Genomic DNA, 16715 nt, shown 5'->3' on the forward strand with positions numbered 1-16715 from the left:
AGACTTTTGCTGTGCTTGTCCTAATGCAAGCGCGCAATAGTGGGATGAAAGTTATATGAAAATTTGTTTTCAAAGGTCACAAAAGTGTCATAATTGATGGTAATAATGCCTATCGTTGCAAAGGGTAAATGCCCGATTAAATTCAACTAACTCAAAGGTTACTCAATTATGTCTAGAAGGATTCTGGTTGTTGAAGACGAAGCACCAATTCGTGAAATGCTTTGCTTTGTTCTTGAGCAAAAAGGTTACCAAGCCGTCGAAGCTGAAGACTACGATAGTGCGGTGACTAAGCTAGCTGAACCCTTCCCAGATCTAGTATTGCTAGACTGGATGCTACCTGGTGGCAGCGGCATCAACTTCATCAAACACATGAAACGTGAAGAGCTGACACGCAACATTCCAGTTGTGATGTTAACAGCCCGTGGTGAAGAAGAAGATAAGGTTCGTGGTCTGGAAGTCGGCGCAGATGACTACATCACTAAGCCATTCTCGCCAAAAGAGCTGGTGGCGCGTCTTAAAGCGGTGATTCGCCGTGTGACGCCAACGGCACTTGAAGATGTGATTGATGTGCAGGGCTTGAAACTGGATCCAGTCTCGCACCGTGTAACGGCGAACGATCAGCCACTGGATATGGGCCCAACTGAGTTCAAGATGCTGCACTTCTTTATGACGCACCAAGAACGTGTTTACAGCCGAGAGCAACTGCTGAACAACGTATGGGGAACCAACGTGTATGTTGAAGACCGTACTGTTGATGTGCACATTCGTCGTCTGCGTAAGGCGTTAGAAGCGGCAGGCCATGACAAGTTGATTCAGACGGTACGTGGTGCAGGCTACCGTTTCTCAACCAAGGCATAATTTAAATTTACCATCTGGAGAGGTAAGTGGTAGAGCGGTTAACTTGGAAAAAGCTAGCCTGGGAGCTGGCTTTTTTTTACACCCCTTGGGTGATTGTCGGATGGATTTTCGGTCATATGCCGTGGTTGCTTCTAGCGGCCACGGTTTTGCAGCTTGTATGGCATCTGCATAATCAGATGCGCCTGTCGGCGTGGTTGTGGGATGAAAAGCGCCTGACACCACCATCGGGAAGCGGCAACTGGGAGTCGTTATTTAACGGTATCTATCGCTTGCAGCAGCGCCAGCGTAAAAAGCGTAAAGAGTTGACCAATCTGATTCGTCGATTTCGCAATGGTGCTGAATCCTTACCGGATGCGGTTGTTGTGTTCCGTAGTGAAGGCAACATTGTTTGGTGCAACAAGCTTGCCCAACACCTATTAGGCTTCCGTTGGCCGGACGATTCAGGTCAGCCGATTTCCAACCTTATTCGCACGCCAGATTTCATTAAGTATCTTAATAAACAAGATTTCTCTGAGCCGCTTGAGATGCGCTCGCCACTCAATGTTGAGCGTATGCTTGAGCTGCGTATTGTGCCGTACACTGAAGGCGAGCACCTGATGGTGGTACGTGATGTGTCTCAGCTTAAGCAGTTAGAAGGCATGCGTCGTAACTTCTTTGCCAATGTCTCTCATGAGCTGCGTACGCCAATGACGGTGTTGCAAGGTTATCTTGAAATGACCGAAGACCCGGATATGGTTGTCGGCCCGATGTGGACTAAAGCCCATGGCGTAATGACCGAGCAGCTCAATCGTATGAACAGCTTGGTTAATCAACTGCTCACATTATCTAAGATTGAAGCGGCGCCAATGCATGAACTGGAAGACGTAGTGAATGTCCCAGCAATGCTAGATGTGTTGGAGAAAGAGGCGGCGAGCCTGAGTGGCGACCAGCAGCATAAGCTGAACTTTGATATTGATAACAGTCTGCGTGTGCTTGGTGATGAAGACCAACTACGTAGTGCCATTTCAAACTTGGTTTATAACGCGGTGAAATACACACCAGCAGGAGCGGATGTTCGGGTGCGTTGGTATCAGACTGCGCAAGGTGCATGTTTAGAAGTGGAAGATGGCGGTGAAGGTATTGAGCCTCAACACTTACACCGACTCACTGAGCGTTTCTATCGAGTGGATAAAGCACGATCTAGGGATACCGGAGGCAGTGGCCTTGGTCTGGCGATCGTGAAACATGCTTTGACGCATCACGACTCGCATCTAGAAATACAGTCCGAAGTGGGTGTCGGCAGTAAATTCTCATTCGTGTTACCACCGCGTTTGGTGGTGAATTAATGAAGTTAGCGCTCACTACTCTTATTGTTTCTGCCAGCTTTTCTTTTGGTGTTCAAGCGGCTTCAACGAGCCTATCTGAATATCAAAAAGTGCCCGGTATTACCGGGAGTTTAACCAGTGTTGGTTCTGATACATTAGCCGGCATGACAACCTTGTGGGTAGAAGAGTTTAAGCAGCTTTACCCGAGCGTGAATGGTCAGGTGCAAGCCTCTGGTTCTTCAACGGCTCCGCCAGCGTTAACCGAAGGGACTGCTCAATTCGGGCCAATGAGCCGACCGATGCGAAATCGGGAAATTGAAGCCTTTGAGCGCGAACACGGCTACAAGCCAACAGAACTCAGAATTGCCATTGATGCGATTGGAATCTTCGTTCACCGAGACAACCCGCTGAAAGGGCTCAACTTTACACAGCTAGACAATATTTTTTCTGCAACGCTGCGTTGTGGCGGGACTCAGTCTATTTCTACTTGGGCTGAGTTAGGGCTCGATTATCATTGGGCTAAACGCAGTATGCAGTTGTTCGGTCGTAACTCGGTCTCTGGTACTTACGGATACTTTAAGAATAATGCGCTGTGTGGCGGAGATTTTAAAAGTAATGTCAATGAGCAGCCAGGCTCGGCGTCCGTTGTTCAGTCTGTTGCCTCTGCGATCAATACCATTGGGTACTCTGGGGTAGGGTATCAAGTCTCTGGAGTGAAACTGCTTCCCATTGCCAAGCAGGGTGAGGATTACATTGAGGCGAGTCAGGAAAATATTCTGACAGGTAAGTACCCACTATCACGTTATCTCTATGTCTACGTAAACAAGAACCCGTTTAAACCGCTACCGCCGATTGAGCGAGAATTCATTCGCTTTATGTACTCACAGCAAGGGCAAAAACTGGTCGAAAAAGATGGCTATGTGCCGATCTCCGCAGAGATTGCACGCAGTGAGCTGGCAAAAGTAGGTATTGTCGATTAAGCGTCTGATTTGATGCTCACCGCTGTAAGCGTATCTAACTTACTTTGTTAAGCAACCCGATAACACTACCAATGGTTATCGAGCATCTCAGGCTATACAGTTAGAAATTCAGCGCCCAACCCGCGTTGTGCCAGTATTCTTGTTCAGTCATCAAATCAGCATGCAGCAGTTTGTTGTGCTCTAGCCACTCGTCATCGTCTGAAATCAATGTCCATGTATCACCGTCTATGCTCAACATCAGTTTTGGCAAATCGTCTTCGTTACGTTGACCGTTGAGTAAGATCGCGAGGCGCAAGATACGAATCACACCAATGATGTGCTTTTTCTTAAATAGCGTGAACTCTTCCATTTCATGTAGCTTAAGCGCCTTACGCTGAAAGCGGACTAACATGGCCAGTACCGTTTGTTGCTCACGGTTAAATCCGGGCATGTAGGTGTGACGAAGAATATAAGCGGAATGGCGATGGAAGGCTTGTAAACTGATGCTGAGACCGACTTCATGAAGCAGAGCGCTCCAGTCGAGCAAATCAAATAGCTCTGAGCTCTTTTTGATGCCGAGATCCTGATGCACCTGTTGCAGGAAAGATTGCGCTTGATGTTTAATTTTTGCCGCATGGTCAAGGTCAACCAAATGCTTGCTGGCCATGTTTTCCGTGGTTCTCATTCGGATATCTGAGCGTTTAAAGCCATCTTCCATTTCGAACAGCAAACCTTCACGTAACGCGCCTTCTGAGAAGTGCATTTCGTCTATTCTGAGGTCTTTAAAGATCGCCGTCAGAATGGCTACGCCGGCGGCAAAAACAGGCTTTCTATCTGGTGTCAATCCGATGAGGTCAATATCTTCAATAGTGGGCCATTCGCACAGTTTTTCGACTAACTTGTCGAGGCGCTTAGCGTTAATAATGCCATCGTCGTAGCCCATGCCAGTCAAGACTTCTCGAATCGCTTTAATCGTACCGGACGAGCCAAACGCAACCTCCCAACCTTTTTTACAGTAACGATGAGCAATGGATTCTAATCTTTGTTCAGCAGCTAGAATCGCTTTAGCAAAATTTTTGCGCGAGAGCTTGCCGTTAGCGAAGTAAAGCTTGGTATAGCTGACGCAACCCATTTGTTTACTGTTGATCAGCTCCGGGTCAAACCCACTGCCAATGATCATCTCAGTACTGCCGCCACCAATATCAACCACAAGTTTTGAGTCTGATTCTGGCTGGGTATGCGCGACTCCGAGGTAGATTAAACGCGCCTCTTCGACGCCGGGGATGATTTCAATAGGAAATGGCAGCACTTCTCTCGCACGTTGGAGGAAAATGTGGGCGTTATTGGCTTGGCGAAGAGTATGTGTAGCCGCAATACGTACATTGCCTTCCTCGAAGCCTTGTAGGCGTTCTGCAAACATAGCAAGGCATTCAAGGCCTCGCTCAATCGAAGCATTATCTAGATTTTTTTGAGCATCTAAGCCAGCAGCGAGGCGAACTCGCTGCTTATGTCGGCTGACCAGTTGCAGATCTTGGTCTACGACACGAGCCACCACCATGTGGAAGCTGTTAGAGCCAAGGTCAATCGCGGCAACGTCACGAATTTCCGGAGATTGAGTCATCAGTAAGGGACTGTTCTTTACGTTTCTTTGTTTGTTTTTCTACATTTTTAAGATAGTCGTAAATGGCAATCTGCGAGCGAACTTTCTTACGGTTACCCCTCGGAACATAGGCATTGCTCATTTCTTTGTCTATCCAGCGGGCCTTTACTGTATCGGTAAAATGGATGTTAATGATATCAATAATTCGCTGTTTAAGACGTTGGTCACGCACTGGAGCGGCAACTTCGATGCGGTAGTCTATGTTGCGTGTCATCCAGTCAGCGGAGGAAATGTAAACCTGAGGATCACCGTCATTGTGGGTGATGATGACCCGCGGGTGTTCAAGAAAACGATCAACGATGCTGATGATCTTGATGTTTTCACTCACACCTTCGACCCCTGGGACCAATGAACACATTCCGCGAATGATCATCTTGATTTCTACCCCAGAAGCGCTGGCACCGTAGAGCTTATTAACCAGCCCTTTGTCGACCAGATTGTTCACTTTCAGTGTAATGGCGGCCTTTTTGCCAGCTTTAGCATTGGCGATCTCACCATCGATCAGACGGTACAGTTGTTTGCGCGAGTTACGCGGTGAAACAATCAGGTGCTCAAACCTCGCTGGACGGTATGGGTTTTCGATGTAGCCAAAGACGTTGCGTACTTCATTGGTGATTTCTGGGTCAGCAGTCAGCAACGAGAAGTCGGTATAAATACGGGCCGTTTTTTCATGAAAGTTACCGGTTCCGATATGGGCGTAGCGGATGATTTCCTCGTTTTCTCGCCGGCTAATGAGCAGCAGCTTGGAGTGAATTTTCAGACCCGGAGCGCCAAAGATTACTTCTACACCAGCTTCAGTCAGGACTTTCGACCATTCGATGTTGGTCTCTTCGTCGAATCGAGCTTGCAGTTCAACAACGACCGTGACCTGTTTGCCATTGTGTACTGCATCGATCAAAGAGTTCATCAGGCGAGAGTCTTTGGCAACACGGTAAATATTGATCTTAACGCTGAGCACCTTAGGGTCGAATGAAGCTTGACGGACTAACTCAGAAATATGCTCAAAGCTGTGGTACGGGTAGTAAAGCAGGATGTCCTGATTTTTGATCGCATCAAATTTGTTGGCATAGCCGTCGAAATCGGCGCACTTCATCGGTGGCAATGGTTTGTTTTCTAAATACTCTCGGCCGACATTGGGAAAGCCGATGAAGTCTTTGAAATTGTGGTAACGCCCACCGGGAATCAAGCTATCGTAGTTGGATATTTGCAGTTTGTGGCACAGAAACTCCAGCATTTCTTCCGGCATGTCACGTTCGTAAACGAAGCGGACCGGCATTGCCGTCAGACGCTGACTGACCCCTTCTGACATCTGCTCAAGCAGGCTATGTTCCACCTCATGGCTAAGGTCATATTCTGCGTCGCGAGTCATTTTCATCGCGTAACCGTTCAGCTCGTCATAATCAAAAAAGCCGCTAAACAGTTCATCAAGGCAGTAACGAATTATGTTGTCGAGCAAGATGATGGTTTTGCGTCGCTTGCCTTTCTGTTCAGGCACCATGACAAAGCGGGGCAGGTGATCAGTCGGGATCTCGATCAACGCATACTGATTTTGCTCTTCTTTACGCAGTTCAACCGCGATGTATGCGTACTCATCTTTGAGAAACTGCAGAACATCAATATCGTCTCGCATCAGAAGAGGGGTGATATGTGGGAGAACCTGCTTACGGAAATACTTTTTGACCCACTTTTCTTGCGACTCGTTGAGCTGAGTTTCATTGACGAGAAAGATACGTCGACGTGCCATGTCGCGGATCAGCTCAGCGTATAACTCATCGAAGCGTTCGTTGAGCTTGAGAGCCTTGGTCTGCATTTTTGTCAGTAAGTGTTTGGAATTGTCGTTACCACCACGTTCCTGATTGATCAGGATTCGACGTTTCACATCGGCAAATCGGACTTTATAAAATTCATCTAGGTTGTTGGAAAATATACCTAAAAAACGAATTCTTTCGATGAGTGGTACTGTTTTATCTGCGGCTTCTTGGAGCACACGCTCATTGAAAGACAACCAACTCAATTCTTTTTCAATGTAAAGCTTTTCTGCACTCATAACCTGACCTTTACTGACGAGCCTAACCAAATTTAGGTGGTAAAAATGGAACTGGCTTAGAAATTAAGGGGTTTGTATGACACTTTTATTGCACGATCTTATTGCATTATTTTCAGTTGTTTATTGCGATCTGTAATATAATTGTCACCTAATCGAAATATTATACCCATGGGCAAATGCAGGTAAGTGAGAGAAATGGCCAAAGCCGAATTTTCATTGCGAGAACGTGATCGAAAGCGACTAATCAAAGATCGTTTAGTTCGGCTAGCGGTATCGACAGGCGGTGTCGGTGTTTTGGCTGCGCTGGTTTTGATCTTCGTTTATCTGGCAATGATGGTTCTGCCTCTTTTCTCTGACGCAAAATTCACTCCAAATGTTGCTATCCAATCGATTACCACTAAAGCGCCAGTGGCGGCTGGGATTGATGATTATGGCGAGCATGCTTATGTGGTATCCAAGGCCGGTTATGTTGATTTCTGGTCCCTGACAAGCTGGTCACAACAGCCCAGTTTATCGGTTGAACTAGGCGCTCAGTATTCACTGTACAGCTCGGGCAATCCAGCACAGGGTTGGTTGGGTGCGGCAACGGCTAACGGCCAAGTGTTGTTATATCGGCCTGTGATGACCAGTCTTCTGCAGGGTGAGCAACGTATTTTTTCTCCTGAAGTGGATAGTTTTTCTCTCGATTTTGATTTGCAGACAGAATCAGGTTCAGCGCTAAGGTCGTTTGCTTTTGCTGTGGATAACAACGTCACCTTAGCCGGTTATTACCAAGATAATCGCGTTCGAATTCGTTGGCGTGATGCTAATCAGCAGATTCAGAACTTCGAGTTTCCTAAGCCATTTGTTGATCTCGACCAGTTGCTTCTCACGCCTGATGGCAACACGCTTTATATAAGAACCGGCTCTGAAGTCGTGATTGCCAAAAAAGGCATTGAAAGCTTCGTAGTGCGCGAAGTGGTTGATTTGAGTCAGGGCGAGAGCAAACACGCGGTGACGGATATTAAACTGCTGTCAGGCGCATACTCTCTGTTGGTCAGCCATCAGGATGGGCTGGTCTCTCAATGGTTTGATGTTTTGAGTGACGGGCAAAGGCACCTCACTCAGATTCGTGATTTTAAACTGGCGTCGCAGTTGCAATTCTTGCTGCCTGATACCTACCGCAAGGGTTTTTACAGCTTTTACATCAATGGCACGGTGCAGAGCCATTACACCACCAGCGAAAAACTGGTGATTTTTAAACGAGCTTACGATAAAGCGCCGCAATTGGCGGCAATGTCTAACAATGAAAAGCACCTGCTAACCCTGTCCGACTCACAGCTCAATGTGGCTTACGTTGACAATCCATTCCCGGAAATCTCTTTATCTTCGCTATGGCAGAAAGTCTGGTATGAAAGTTATCCAGAGCCGGAGTTTGTTTGGCAAACCACATCGGCGAACGATGAGTTCGAAGCCAAATTCAGCCTTGTGCCCATCGCATTTGGTACGTTAAAAGCGGCGGCATTTGCCATGATGTTTGCTGTGCCGATTGCTGTATTAGGCGCAATCTACACGGCTTATTTTATGACACCATCCATGCGCCGCGTGGTGAAGCCTTCGATTGAACTGATGGAAGCGCTGCCAACCGTGATCATTGGTTTCTTAGCCGGGCTATGGTTTGCGCCGATTGTAGAGAGCCACCTAGCGGCTGTGGTGTCGTTGATGTTGTTCTTGCCCATCTCAACCGTTGCCATTGGGGCGATTTGGCACAAGCTACCACGTACCTGGAGCAGTCGATTCCCCAATGGTTTGCATGCGCTGATTCTGATGCCTGCGATGGTGTTGTTTACTGTCGTGATTTTGGGTCAGAGTGGCAATATTGAACAGTGGTTGTTTAATGGTGATGTCCGTGCGTATCTTGCTGAGCAGGGAATTGGCTTTGATCAGCGTAACGCGCTGGTGGTGGGTTTTGCTATGGGCTTTGCTGTTATCCCTACCATTTTCACCATCGCAGAAGATGCGATTTTCTCGGTGCCGAAACATCTATCAGATGGCTCTCTCGCCTTAGGTGCTACGCCGTGGCAAACCCTGATTCATGTTGTGCTACTCACCGCAAGCCCAGGTATCTTTTCTGCCATCATGATGGGGCTGGGGCGTGCTGTCGGCGAAACCATGATCGTACTGATGGCTACAGGTAATACGCCAATCATGGATTGGAATATTCTAGAAGGTATGCGCACCCTGTCTGCCACCATTGCAGTTGAAATGCCTGAGTCGGAAGTGGGCAGTTCTCACTATCGCATTCTGTTTTTGGCGGCGCTGATTTTGCTGGTGTTTACTTTCGCGGTTAACTCGCTCGCGGAATGGGTTCGCCAAAGGTTAAGGGATAAATATCGTGCGCTGTAATCGAAGTTATCCGAGGGGCATTGATCGTGTTTAAGTGGCTAAAGTCCGGTTCACCTTGGGTCTGGCTAACAGGCGGAGCTGTCAGCATTAGTTTGCTGTCAGTGCTTGGTTTGCTGCTGCTTATCGGTTGGAAAGGTTTGTCCTATTTCTGGCCTGCTCCCCTTTATCAGTGGCAAACCGAACAGGGTGATGTCTTGATTGGTCAGCTTTATGCTGAAGAATATGTGCCGATCAGCCACTTACGCGAAATGGACATTGCGCTCACTCCCGAAGTCGAGGAGAAAGGCTTAGTTCAAAGAATGAGTATTAAGATTGCCAATCGGGATATTTACCCTGCTGACTTTGTTTCTATTCTGGAAGTCGATTTACTTGAACGTTCAAAGCCTGAAGGTTGGGCGGTGATTGAACGGACCCGAGGTGGGGACTTTTACGGTCAACCGAAAGGATATTTTACTGCTGATGGCAAGGTAAGCGAGCAGGCTAAAACCGATGTTGAAAGCGCGCTGGTATTTGCCGATAAGCAACGTACTAAAATTGACCGTTTGGTAGAGAAGCAGATCAAAGTGATCAGTGCTCAGGCTGACAGGCTGCGTTTAGAGAAGAAAAGACGTGAACTGAATGGTCGCTTAGATGCCGAATTCATCAAACTTTACGACGCTCAATCGAGCATGTTTAGCCAGCAACTTGCGGAAATGGAATCACAGCTGGATGCACTGAGGTTAGAATTGGCTCAGCAAGGCCTGATTGTCGAAGACATGAAGGGCAATCAGTACCGAATCCCACTTAGTCGGATCCTAGATGTTTGGTATCCAAACCAAATGACGGTAGTTGAAAAAGTGGCTCAGTGGGCACACCAGGCATGGAAATTCTTATCCGATGATCCTAGAGAGTCGAACTCTGAAGGTGGCGTTTTTCCGGCCATGTTCGGTACGGTTCTATTGGTGATAATTATGTCGATTATCGTTATGCCATTGGGCGTGATTGCTGCTATTTATCTCCACGAATACGCGAAAAATAATGCTTTTACTCGTTTGATTCGTGTCGCGGTTATAAACCTCGCTGGTGTCCCATCAATTGTTTATGGTGTATTTGGACTCGGCTTTTTTGTGTATACCTTAGGCGGCTCAATCGATTCCCTGTTTTATGCTGAGAAATTGCCAACGCCGACATTTGGTACGCCGGGTCTACTTTGGTCAGCATTGACATTGGCGGTATTGACGCTCCCTGTTGTGATCGTGGCTACCGAAGAAGGTTTGACCCGCATCCCGAGTTCCGTCCGTCATGGTTCTTTGGCGCTCGGTGCAACTCAGTTTGAGACGATGTGGCGAATTGTATTACCAATGGCAAGCCCTGCGATCATTACTGGACTGATTCTGGCCGTTGCCCGTGCTGCAGGCGAGGTAGCACCTTTGATGCTGGTGGGGGCGGTAAAATTGGCATCTAGCTTGCCGGTTGATAGCCAATTCCCATTTTTGCATCTAGATAGAAAATTCATGCATTTAGGCTTTCACATCTATGATGTTGGTTTCCAAACCACTAATATTGAAAGTGCAAGGCCGTTGGTTTACGCAACTTCGTTCTTGCTAGTGAGTGTCATCGTCGGACTGAACCTGACGGCGATCAGTATTCGCAATAACCTACGCGAGAAATATCGAACTCTGGGGCAAGATTAAGAGATGTTTTCAGTTAATCAGACATTGGGCTATCAGGCACCATTAGACGTGAACAACCTGAGTGATGAACAGACTGCGATTGCAATCGAAGATCTGAACCTGTTCTACCAGAATACTCAGGCGCTGAGTGATATTTCAATGCGTATTCCTAAAGGTCAGGTTACGGCGTTTATCGGCCCGTCGGGGTGTGGCAAGTCGACGCTTTTACGCTGCATCAACCGAATGAATGATCTGGTTGAAGGGTGCCGAGTGGAAGGCAAAGTTAAACTGCATAGCAAAAATATTTACCACCCACAGGTTGATGTGGCGACACTACGTCGCCGTGTCGGAATGGTGTTTCAGCGCCCGAACCCATTTCCAAAATCGATATACGAAAATGTGGTGTACGGCTTACGTTTGCAGGGTATTCGCAACAGTCGAGTTCTCGATGACGCTGTTGAGCGCTCTCTGCGTGCCGCGGCGTTATGGGAAGAGGTGAAAGACAGGCTGCATGAAAATGCGTTTGGTTTGTCTGGTGGTCAGCAGCAGCGTTTGGTGATTGCTCGTGCGATTGCGATTGAGCCTGAAGTATTACTTCTTGATGAACCGACCTCGGCATTGGACCCGATTTCCACTCTGACCATTGAAGAACTGATCAATGATCTGAAAACCAAATATACTGTAGTTATTGTTACTCATAACATGCAGCAGGCAGCACGGGTCAGTGATCACACGGCATTTATCCATATGGGTAAGTTGATCGAGTACTCAGATACAGATTCAATTTTCACGTCACCATTGAAAAAGCAAACGGAAGACTACATCACAGGTAGATACGGCTAATAAGGGAGATACAGATATTTCATGAACTTTGGACGTCACATATCAGGACAGTTTAATGTCGAATTAGAATCCATCCGAACCCACGTGCTGACGATGGGAGGCTTGGTTGAGCAGCAGTTATCTTTTGCTATGCAGGCACTGCACAAAGAGGACATTGAGCTGGCGCGTAAAGTCGTGCGTGACGATCACAAAGTGAATGCGATGGAAGTGTCTATCGATGAAGCCTGCACGCGAATTATCGCCAAACGTCAGCCAACGGCCAAAGACTTACGCTTGATCATGGCGATCATCAAGACCATCACCGATCTAGAGCGTATTGGAGACGTGGCAACCAAAATGGCGTATGTGGCGATTGAAAGCCCGTCATCCCAAGAGCAGATGTTTCAGGTCTCCCTTGAGCCACTTTGTCGTCAAGCGATAGGCATGCTGCATCAGGTTTTAGATGCATTTGCTCGTATGGATGTCGATTCGGCCGCGGAAGTGTATAAGCTGGATGATAAAATTGATGCAGAGTATGAAGCCGTTATCCGCCAGTTGATGACCTACATGATGGAAGATCCGAAAAACATTCCCCATATTCTCCAAGTTATGTGGTCTGCACGCGCGATTGAGCGAGTAGGGGACCGCTGCCAAAATATCTGCGAATACATCATCTACTTTGTTAAAGGTAAAGATGTGCGCCACCTGGGCGAACAAAGTATTGATGATGCGCTGCGCTAAACACGCAGCGACGTACTGTTTCTTCTGATGGTTTAGCGAGCGTTAGTATTTTTCAGGAACAAAAGTTTGCTCTTCAATGGGAGCGCGGATGTAACCTTCTTTACTGAGCTCAGGCAGTGAGATTTCTGGATAGGTAATTTCCTGATAATCAATTTGCTCCAGTAAATGACTGATACAGTTTAACCGAGCGCGCTTTTTGTCATCAGAGGGTACGACCCACCATGGACACTGCTTGGTGTCGGTGTAGGCAAACATCTTGTCTTTGGCTGCAGAGTATTCTGCCCAGCGATTGCGTGATTCCAAATCCATTGGGCTGAATTTCCAGCGTTTCACTGGTGTGTTAATCCGTTCAAGGAAGCGCTTCTCCTGCTCTTCATCCGAAACTGAAAACCAATATTTGAGTAAGATAATACCAGAACGCTGCAACATACGTTCAAATTCGGGGCATGATCGCAGAAATTCGTCATACTGTTCTTGGGTACAGAAGTTCATGACTTTTTCGACGCCTGCGCGGTTGTACCAGCTACGATCAAATAGAACCATCTCACCAGCAGCAGGAAGGTGCGCTACATAGCGCTGGAAATACCATTGGGTCTTTTCTTTTTCGGTTGGGGCGGGTAGCGCTGCAATGCGACAGATACGAGGATTGAGCTTCTCTGTGATACGTTTGATGACGCCACCTTTACCTGCCGCGTCTCGGCCTTCAAAAATCACAACGACTTTGAGGCCCTCTTGCTTGACCCACTCTTGCAGTTTAACTAATTCAACTTGAAGTCGAGCCAGTTCCTTTTCGTAAAACTTTTTATCCAGTTTGCCTTTACTCATAAGACTCTCCTTTTGCTATCAAAAGGTTAGCATTTCAAAGTCAGACGGGAGAGAAGAATCACGAAGAAGTGAGAGCTTTTACTACCTTTTCAATCGCTTGTGGATCCGTGACCGGAACGACAAAGTCATCAATATTCTGATTGCCCATTTTGGCTTGATTTGCGATGAGCTTCATTTTACTTGGCCGTGTGGATTTACCCGATAAATGCACTTCCTGAACAGCAGAATTCGAGACGATCTTGCAGACATTTTCCGCGTTTAAGCCAGCACCTGCCATTATTGAGAAGCGATCGTCAGCAAGCTCCACCATGTGACGAAGAACATCAAGGCCTTGTTCTACATTAGTGGCAAGTCCAGATGTGAGAACACGTTCGCAACCAAGCTCTGCAATATCTTCAATAGATCTCTGATAATCGGCGCATTGGTCAATCGCGCGATGGAAAGTGACGCCTAGATTGAGGGGTTTGGCTTTGTTGACCAGACGTTTAGCGGCGTTCATATCAATATGACCATCCGCACTCAAGGTGCCAAGAACTACACCTTGCAACTTAGCGTCGGCCGCTGCTTCGATATCAATCAGCATGCTTTCAATCTCTTCCTCGGTGTAGAGAAAATCGCCCTGACGAGGACGAATCATGGCATACACAGGCACAGATGAGAGTTTGCCCGCTTGTTTCATCAATCCAAAGCTTGGTGTGAGGCCACCTAGTGCCAGTGATGAACAAAGTTCAATACGGCCTGCACCACCTTTAATCGCGCGGTGAAGGGATTCAATGTTATCGATACATACTTCGACAATATAACTCATCTCAATTTTCTCATGACGGCTAGACAGTAGAAATAGTAACTCAGAGGCGAGCAGGGAATTAGGGTAAACGTGAGGCGATTAGTTTCCCCTAAAGCAAAAAACCTCAGCCATTGCTGAGGTTTTATATATCTGTTTAGCGTGTTGTTATGCTGCGTCTTCCTGATCTGAATCTTCTTCAGCGTCTTCAACCGCTTCAATTTTCTTTTTCTTTGGCGCAGGTTTGCGTTTAGCACCAAGTGCGAAAAGTACTTCTTCTTTGTTTTGTGCCAGGAACATAGCCAAGTCTTCTTGCTTGCCTTCATCTTCCAGCAACTCACTTTTACCTAGTAGCTCAAAAAGCTCATCAGCCATATCAAGCATTTTGTCATAGGCGTCAGCTTCCGCTTTAGAGGTAAAAGTCATTTTCTCTTCTCCGTTGCGTTCTACCACGTACTTGACGATTACAGCCATGGTTGGTCCTCTAACTCAAAATTAATGGAATTTATTACTGTCTGTTTATACAGTTTTTAACCAATTAAGTCCAGATAGCGAGCTCAACTCTGAGAGTTGGGCAATGCGTTTGCTGATAGTATGAGCAATTGGTTGATTATCTAAACAAACTCAGGGCAGAAGAAGCATGAGCTCTTCTGCGATTGGGAGAGTGATCAGTCTGGCTGAATACAGCATGAAAGCAAATTGTTCATCGCCATGTTAGCCACGGCATGGATCATTTCTTCTGAAATATCATCTACTGAGTGAACGGATAAACCATTGAGCACAGTGGCGAGGTAGTGGCTCATTACTCTCGGGTTGGCGCCTTCGATCAACTGACCTTCTTGTTGCGCTTTTTCAAACCTTTGGTGGAGAGTTTCTCCCATCTCATTGCGGCTAGCCATTAGGGTTTGCTTGATGGTGCTGGCTTCTGAACTGCAAGCCAGTGCGCCCTGTATCATTAGGCAGCCTTTGGGTTTTTCATTGCAGCAGTGTGCTTGAGCAGAGCCAGACAGAATTCCAGTAATGACGTCGCGGATGTTTTGCTGTTCAAGCGCCTGATAGAAGAACTCGCTTTCACGTCGCTTGTACATATCAACGGCCTGCAGGAAGAGCTGTTCTTTGTTGCCAAAAGTCGCATACATGCTGGGCTTATTAATCCCCATAGCTTTCGTTAGGTCTGTGAGTGATGCACCCTCATACCCTTGATTCCAAAAAACTTTTAATGCCTCTTCTAACGCTGTCTCTTGGTCAAAACAGCGTGGTCGGCCAGAAGTTCCGCCTGTCATAAATCTATCTGTCACTTATTCCTGAACTCCCTTAAATGGTAATGCGGCTGTCATACGTTGTCTATATGCAGTAATCATTCATTTTATAAATTTATCTTGATCTAACTCAAAACTTGAGATTATTATACCGATCGGTACAAAAATAACGGTAAGGATAGCGAGATGGTAGGTAAACACCTTAGAAATCCTCTTCTACTAATCTCAATTGCAGCACCTTTGGTGTTGTCGGGATGTCAGGATTCACACGCAGAATCAGCTGCGACAGCGCCACCACCGCCTGGGGTTGAAGTGGCTCAGGTATTAATTGAAAAAGTCACCGAGTTAGATGAGTACTCAGGTCGTCTGGAGTCACCTCAGACAGTTACTGTGATGCCTCGCGTTTCGGGTTATGTCGATAAAGTTCACTTCCAAGAAGGCAGTGTGGTTGAAGCGGGAGATGTACTATTCTCCATCGACAATCGTCTGTTCGCAGCTGAAGTGACACGCCTTAAAGCGGAGCTCAGCAGCGCTCAAACTAGCCTTAATCAGGCGATTAAAGACTATGAACGTGCTCAACGACTGAGCAAAACCAAAGCGATCTCTCAGGAAACCGTGGATGCCCGATTTGCAGATAAGCAGCGCAGTATTGCCAGTGTCTCTGCATTAAAAGCAGCCTTAGCTCAAGCCGAGTTGGATCTGGAGTTTACTCTGGTTCGCGCCCCTATCGACGGTAAGGTTTCTAATGCTGAAATCACCAAAGGTAACTATGTGACGACCGGCCAAACTGTGCTGACTTCTTTAGTTTCGACTTCTCATATGTACGCCTATTTTGATGTTGATGAGCGTAGCTACCTGAAATATCAACAGCTTAATAACCTTCTACCTGAAAATGGTGAAGCGGAAAATGTGGTGCAGATGGCGCTAGCGAATGACACCGGTTATCCGCATGTGGGTTACATCGACTTCGTTGATAACGCGATTGACGAAACTACGGGCACTATTCGAGTCCGCGCTGTGTTTGATAACGAAAAGCAAAACTTACTTCCGGGTATGTTTGCCAAGTTACGTATTGCAGGCTCAGCGAGCTATCAGGGCGTTCTGATCGATAACAAAGCGATTGGTACTGATTTGAATAACAAATATGTATTGGTGCTTGGTGACGACAACGTTGTTCAGTATCGCGCTATCTCACTTGGTGAAGGTGTTAACGGCTTGCGTATTATCGCTTCTGGTCTGAACGCAGGCGATAAAATCGTCGTCAATGGCCTGCAGCGTGTACGTGCCAATATGCCAGTGACGCCGAATGAAGTCTCTATGGTGGATGAAAATACTCTCGCGAGCATTCGCCAGCAACAGGCGCTACTTGATCAGCAGCGCAATGAGCTTCTGACTTTGCAAGTGAACTAAGAAGGAATC

The 16715-nt window shown here is 47.0% G+C and carries 14 protein-coding genes; 8 read left to right on the top strand and 6 right to left on the bottom strand.

Going from position 1 to position 16715, the window contains the following annotated elements:
• Window positions 1-168 precede the first annotated feature (168 nt).
• The 3 genes from phoB to F0265_RS20585 are packed head-to-tail and all read left to right on the top strand — an operon-like array spanning window position 169 to window position 3142.
• Complete coding sequence (gene phoB / locus F0265_RS20575; RefSeq protein WP_006959748.1) at window positions 169-858, top strand: phosphate regulon transcriptional regulator PhoB; 690 nt, start codon at window positions 169-171, stop codon at window positions 856-858.
• A 26-nt stretch (window positions 859-884) separates the two neighbouring features.
• Entirely contained in the window at window positions 885-2183 is a 1299-nt protein-coding gene (phoR, locus tag F0265_RS20580) for a phosphate regulon sensor histidine kinase PhoR (RefSeq protein WP_006959747.1), read from the top strand.
• On the top strand, window positions 2183-3142 hold the full coding sequence (locus F0265_RS20585; RefSeq protein WP_019274135.1) for a phosphate ABC transporter substrate-binding protein: 960 nt from the start codon (window positions 2183-2185) through the stop codon (window positions 3140-3142). The genes phoR and F0265_RS20585 overlap by 1 nt, the downstream gene beginning before the upstream one ends.
• A 100-nt stretch (window positions 3143-3242) precedes the next feature.
• Here the strand turns inward: F0265_RS20585 and ppx are convergent, their stop codons facing one another.
• Window positions 3243-4742 carry an exopolyphosphatase gene (gene ppx, locus F0265_RS20590; protein WP_171750194.1) on the bottom strand — a complete coding sequence of 500 codons (1500 nt, stop codon included), beginning with the start codon at window positions 4740-4742 and terminating at the stop codon, window positions 3243-3245.
• A complete protein-coding gene (gene ppk1 / locus F0265_RS20595; RefSeq protein WP_171750195.1) occupies window positions 4717-6828 on the bottom strand; it encodes a polyphosphate kinase 1 in 2112 nt (703 codons plus the stop codon). The genes ppx and ppk1 overlap by 26 nt, the downstream gene beginning before the upstream one ends.
• Window positions 6829-7023: 195 nt before the next feature.
• Here ppk1 and F0265_RS20600 point away from each other — a divergent pair, with 195 nt between their 5' ends.
• Genes F0265_RS20600 through phoU form a run of 4 tightly spaced genes read left to right on the top strand, consistent with a single transcriptional unit; the run spans window position 7024 to window position 12428 of the window.
• Window positions 7024-9213, top strand: coding sequence for an ABC transporter permease subunit (locus tag F0265_RS20600; protein ID WP_171750196.1), 2190 nt, complete (start codon window positions 7024-7026; stop codon window positions 9211-9213).
• A gap of 26 nt (window positions 9214-9239) precedes the next feature.
• Entirely contained in the window at window positions 9240-10886 is a 1647-nt protein-coding gene (pstA, locus tag F0265_RS20605; protein WP_171750197.1) for a phosphate ABC transporter permease PstA, read from the top strand.
• Window positions 10887-10889: 3 nt separating this feature from the next.
• A complete protein-coding gene (gene pstB, locus F0265_RS20610; RefSeq protein WP_006959735.1) occupies window positions 10890-11708 on the top strand; it encodes a phosphate ABC transporter ATP-binding protein PstB in 819 nt (272 codons plus the stop codon).
• A gap of 21 nt (window positions 11709-11729) precedes the next feature.
• The gene (gene phoU, locus F0265_RS20615) at window positions 11730-12428 is read left to right on the top strand and encodes a phosphate signaling complex protein PhoU (RefSeq protein ID WP_019274141.1); all 699 of its coding nucleotides are present in this window, start codon (window positions 11730-11732) and stop codon (window positions 12426-12428) included.
• Between the two features lie 42 nt (window positions 12429-12470).
• On the opposite strand, the gene ppk2 is transcribed toward phoU, so the two are convergent.
• The 4 genes from ppk2 to F0265_RS20635 all read right to left on the bottom strand — a co-directional run bounded on the left by ppk2 (window position 12471) and on the right by F0265_RS20635 (window position 15320).
• Complete coding sequence (gene ppk2 / locus F0265_RS20620; RefSeq protein ID WP_019274142.1) at window positions 12471-13253, bottom strand: polyphosphate kinase 2; 783 nt, start codon at window positions 13251-13253, stop codon at window positions 12471-12473.
• Window positions 13254-13311: 58 nt separating this feature from the next.
• The gene (locus F0265_RS20625; RefSeq protein WP_171750198.1) at window positions 13312-14061 is read right to left on the bottom strand and encodes a copper homeostasis protein CutC; all 750 of its coding nucleotides are present in this window, start codon (window positions 14059-14061) and stop codon (window positions 13312-13314) included.
• Window positions 14062-14205: 144 nt separating this feature from the next.
• On the bottom strand, window positions 14206-14511 hold the full coding sequence (locus F0265_RS20630) for a YebG family protein (RefSeq protein ID WP_019274144.1): 306 nt from the start codon (window positions 14509-14511) through the stop codon (window positions 14206-14208).
• 194 nt (window positions 14512-14705) lie between these two features.
• Window positions 14706-15320: a TetR/AcrR family transcriptional regulator gene (locus tag F0265_RS20635; protein WP_065740637.1), complete on the bottom strand. Its 615-nt coding sequence runs from the start codon at window positions 15318-15320 to the stop codon at window positions 14706-14708.
• A gap of 162 nt (window positions 15321-15482) precedes the next feature.
• Here F0265_RS20635 and F0265_RS20640 point away from each other — a divergent pair, with 162 nt between their 5' ends.
• On the top strand, window positions 15483-16706 hold the full coding sequence (locus F0265_RS20640) for an efflux RND transporter periplasmic adaptor subunit (RefSeq protein ID WP_006959729.1): 1224 nt from the start codon (window positions 15483-15485) through the stop codon (window positions 16704-16706).
• The last annotated feature ends 9 nt before the right edge of the window (window positions 16707-16715 follow it).

The organism is Vibrio sp. RE88, from assembly GCF_013113835.1.
Taxonomy (GTDB): domain Bacteria; phylum Pseudomonadota; class Gammaproteobacteria; order Enterobacterales; family Vibrionaceae; genus Vibrio.

Coding starts and splice junctions, on each gene's coding strand:
- F0265_RS20585 (WP_019274135.1), top strand. CDS start 2,183: ATGAAGTTAGCGCTCACTACTCTTATTGTTTCTGCCAGCTTTTCTTTT.
- ppx (WP_171750194.1), bottom strand. CDS start 4,742: ATGACTCAATCTCCGGAAATTCGTGACGTTGCCGCGATTGACCTTGGC.
- F0265_RS20635 (WP_065740637.1), bottom strand. CDS start 15,320: ATGACAGGCGGAACTTCTGGCCGACCACGCTGTTTTGACCAAGAGACA.
- pstB (WP_006959735.1), top strand. CDS start 10,890: ATGTTTTCAGTTAATCAGACATTGGGCTATCAGGCACCATTAGACGTG.
- F0265_RS20640 (WP_006959729.1), top strand. CDS start 15,483: ATGGTAGGTAAACACCTTAGAAATCCTCTTCTACTAATCTCAATTGCA.
- ppk1 (WP_171750195.1), bottom strand. CDS start 6,828: ATGAGTGCAGAAAAGCTTTACATTGAAAAAGAATTGAGTTGGTTGTCT.
- F0265_RS20630 (WP_019274144.1), bottom strand. CDS start 14,511: ATGGCTGTAATCGTCAAGTACGTGGTAGAACGCAACGGAGAAGAGAAA.
- phoB (WP_006959748.1), top strand. CDS start 169: ATGTCTAGAAGGATTCTGGTTGTTGAAGACGAAGCACCAATTCGTGAA.
- ppk2 (WP_019274142.1), bottom strand. CDS start 13,253: ATGAGTAAAGGCAAACTGGATAAAAAGTTTTACGAAAAGGAACTGGCT.
- F0265_RS20625 (WP_171750198.1), bottom strand. CDS start 14,061: ATGAGTTATATTGTCGAAGTATGTATCGATAACATTGAATCCCTTCAC.
- phoU (WP_019274141.1), top strand. CDS start 11,730: ATGAACTTTGGACGTCACATATCAGGACAGTTTAATGTCGAATTAGAA.
- F0265_RS20600 (WP_171750196.1), top strand. CDS start 7,024: ATGGCCAAAGCCGAATTTTCATTGCGAGAACGTGATCGAAAGCGACTA.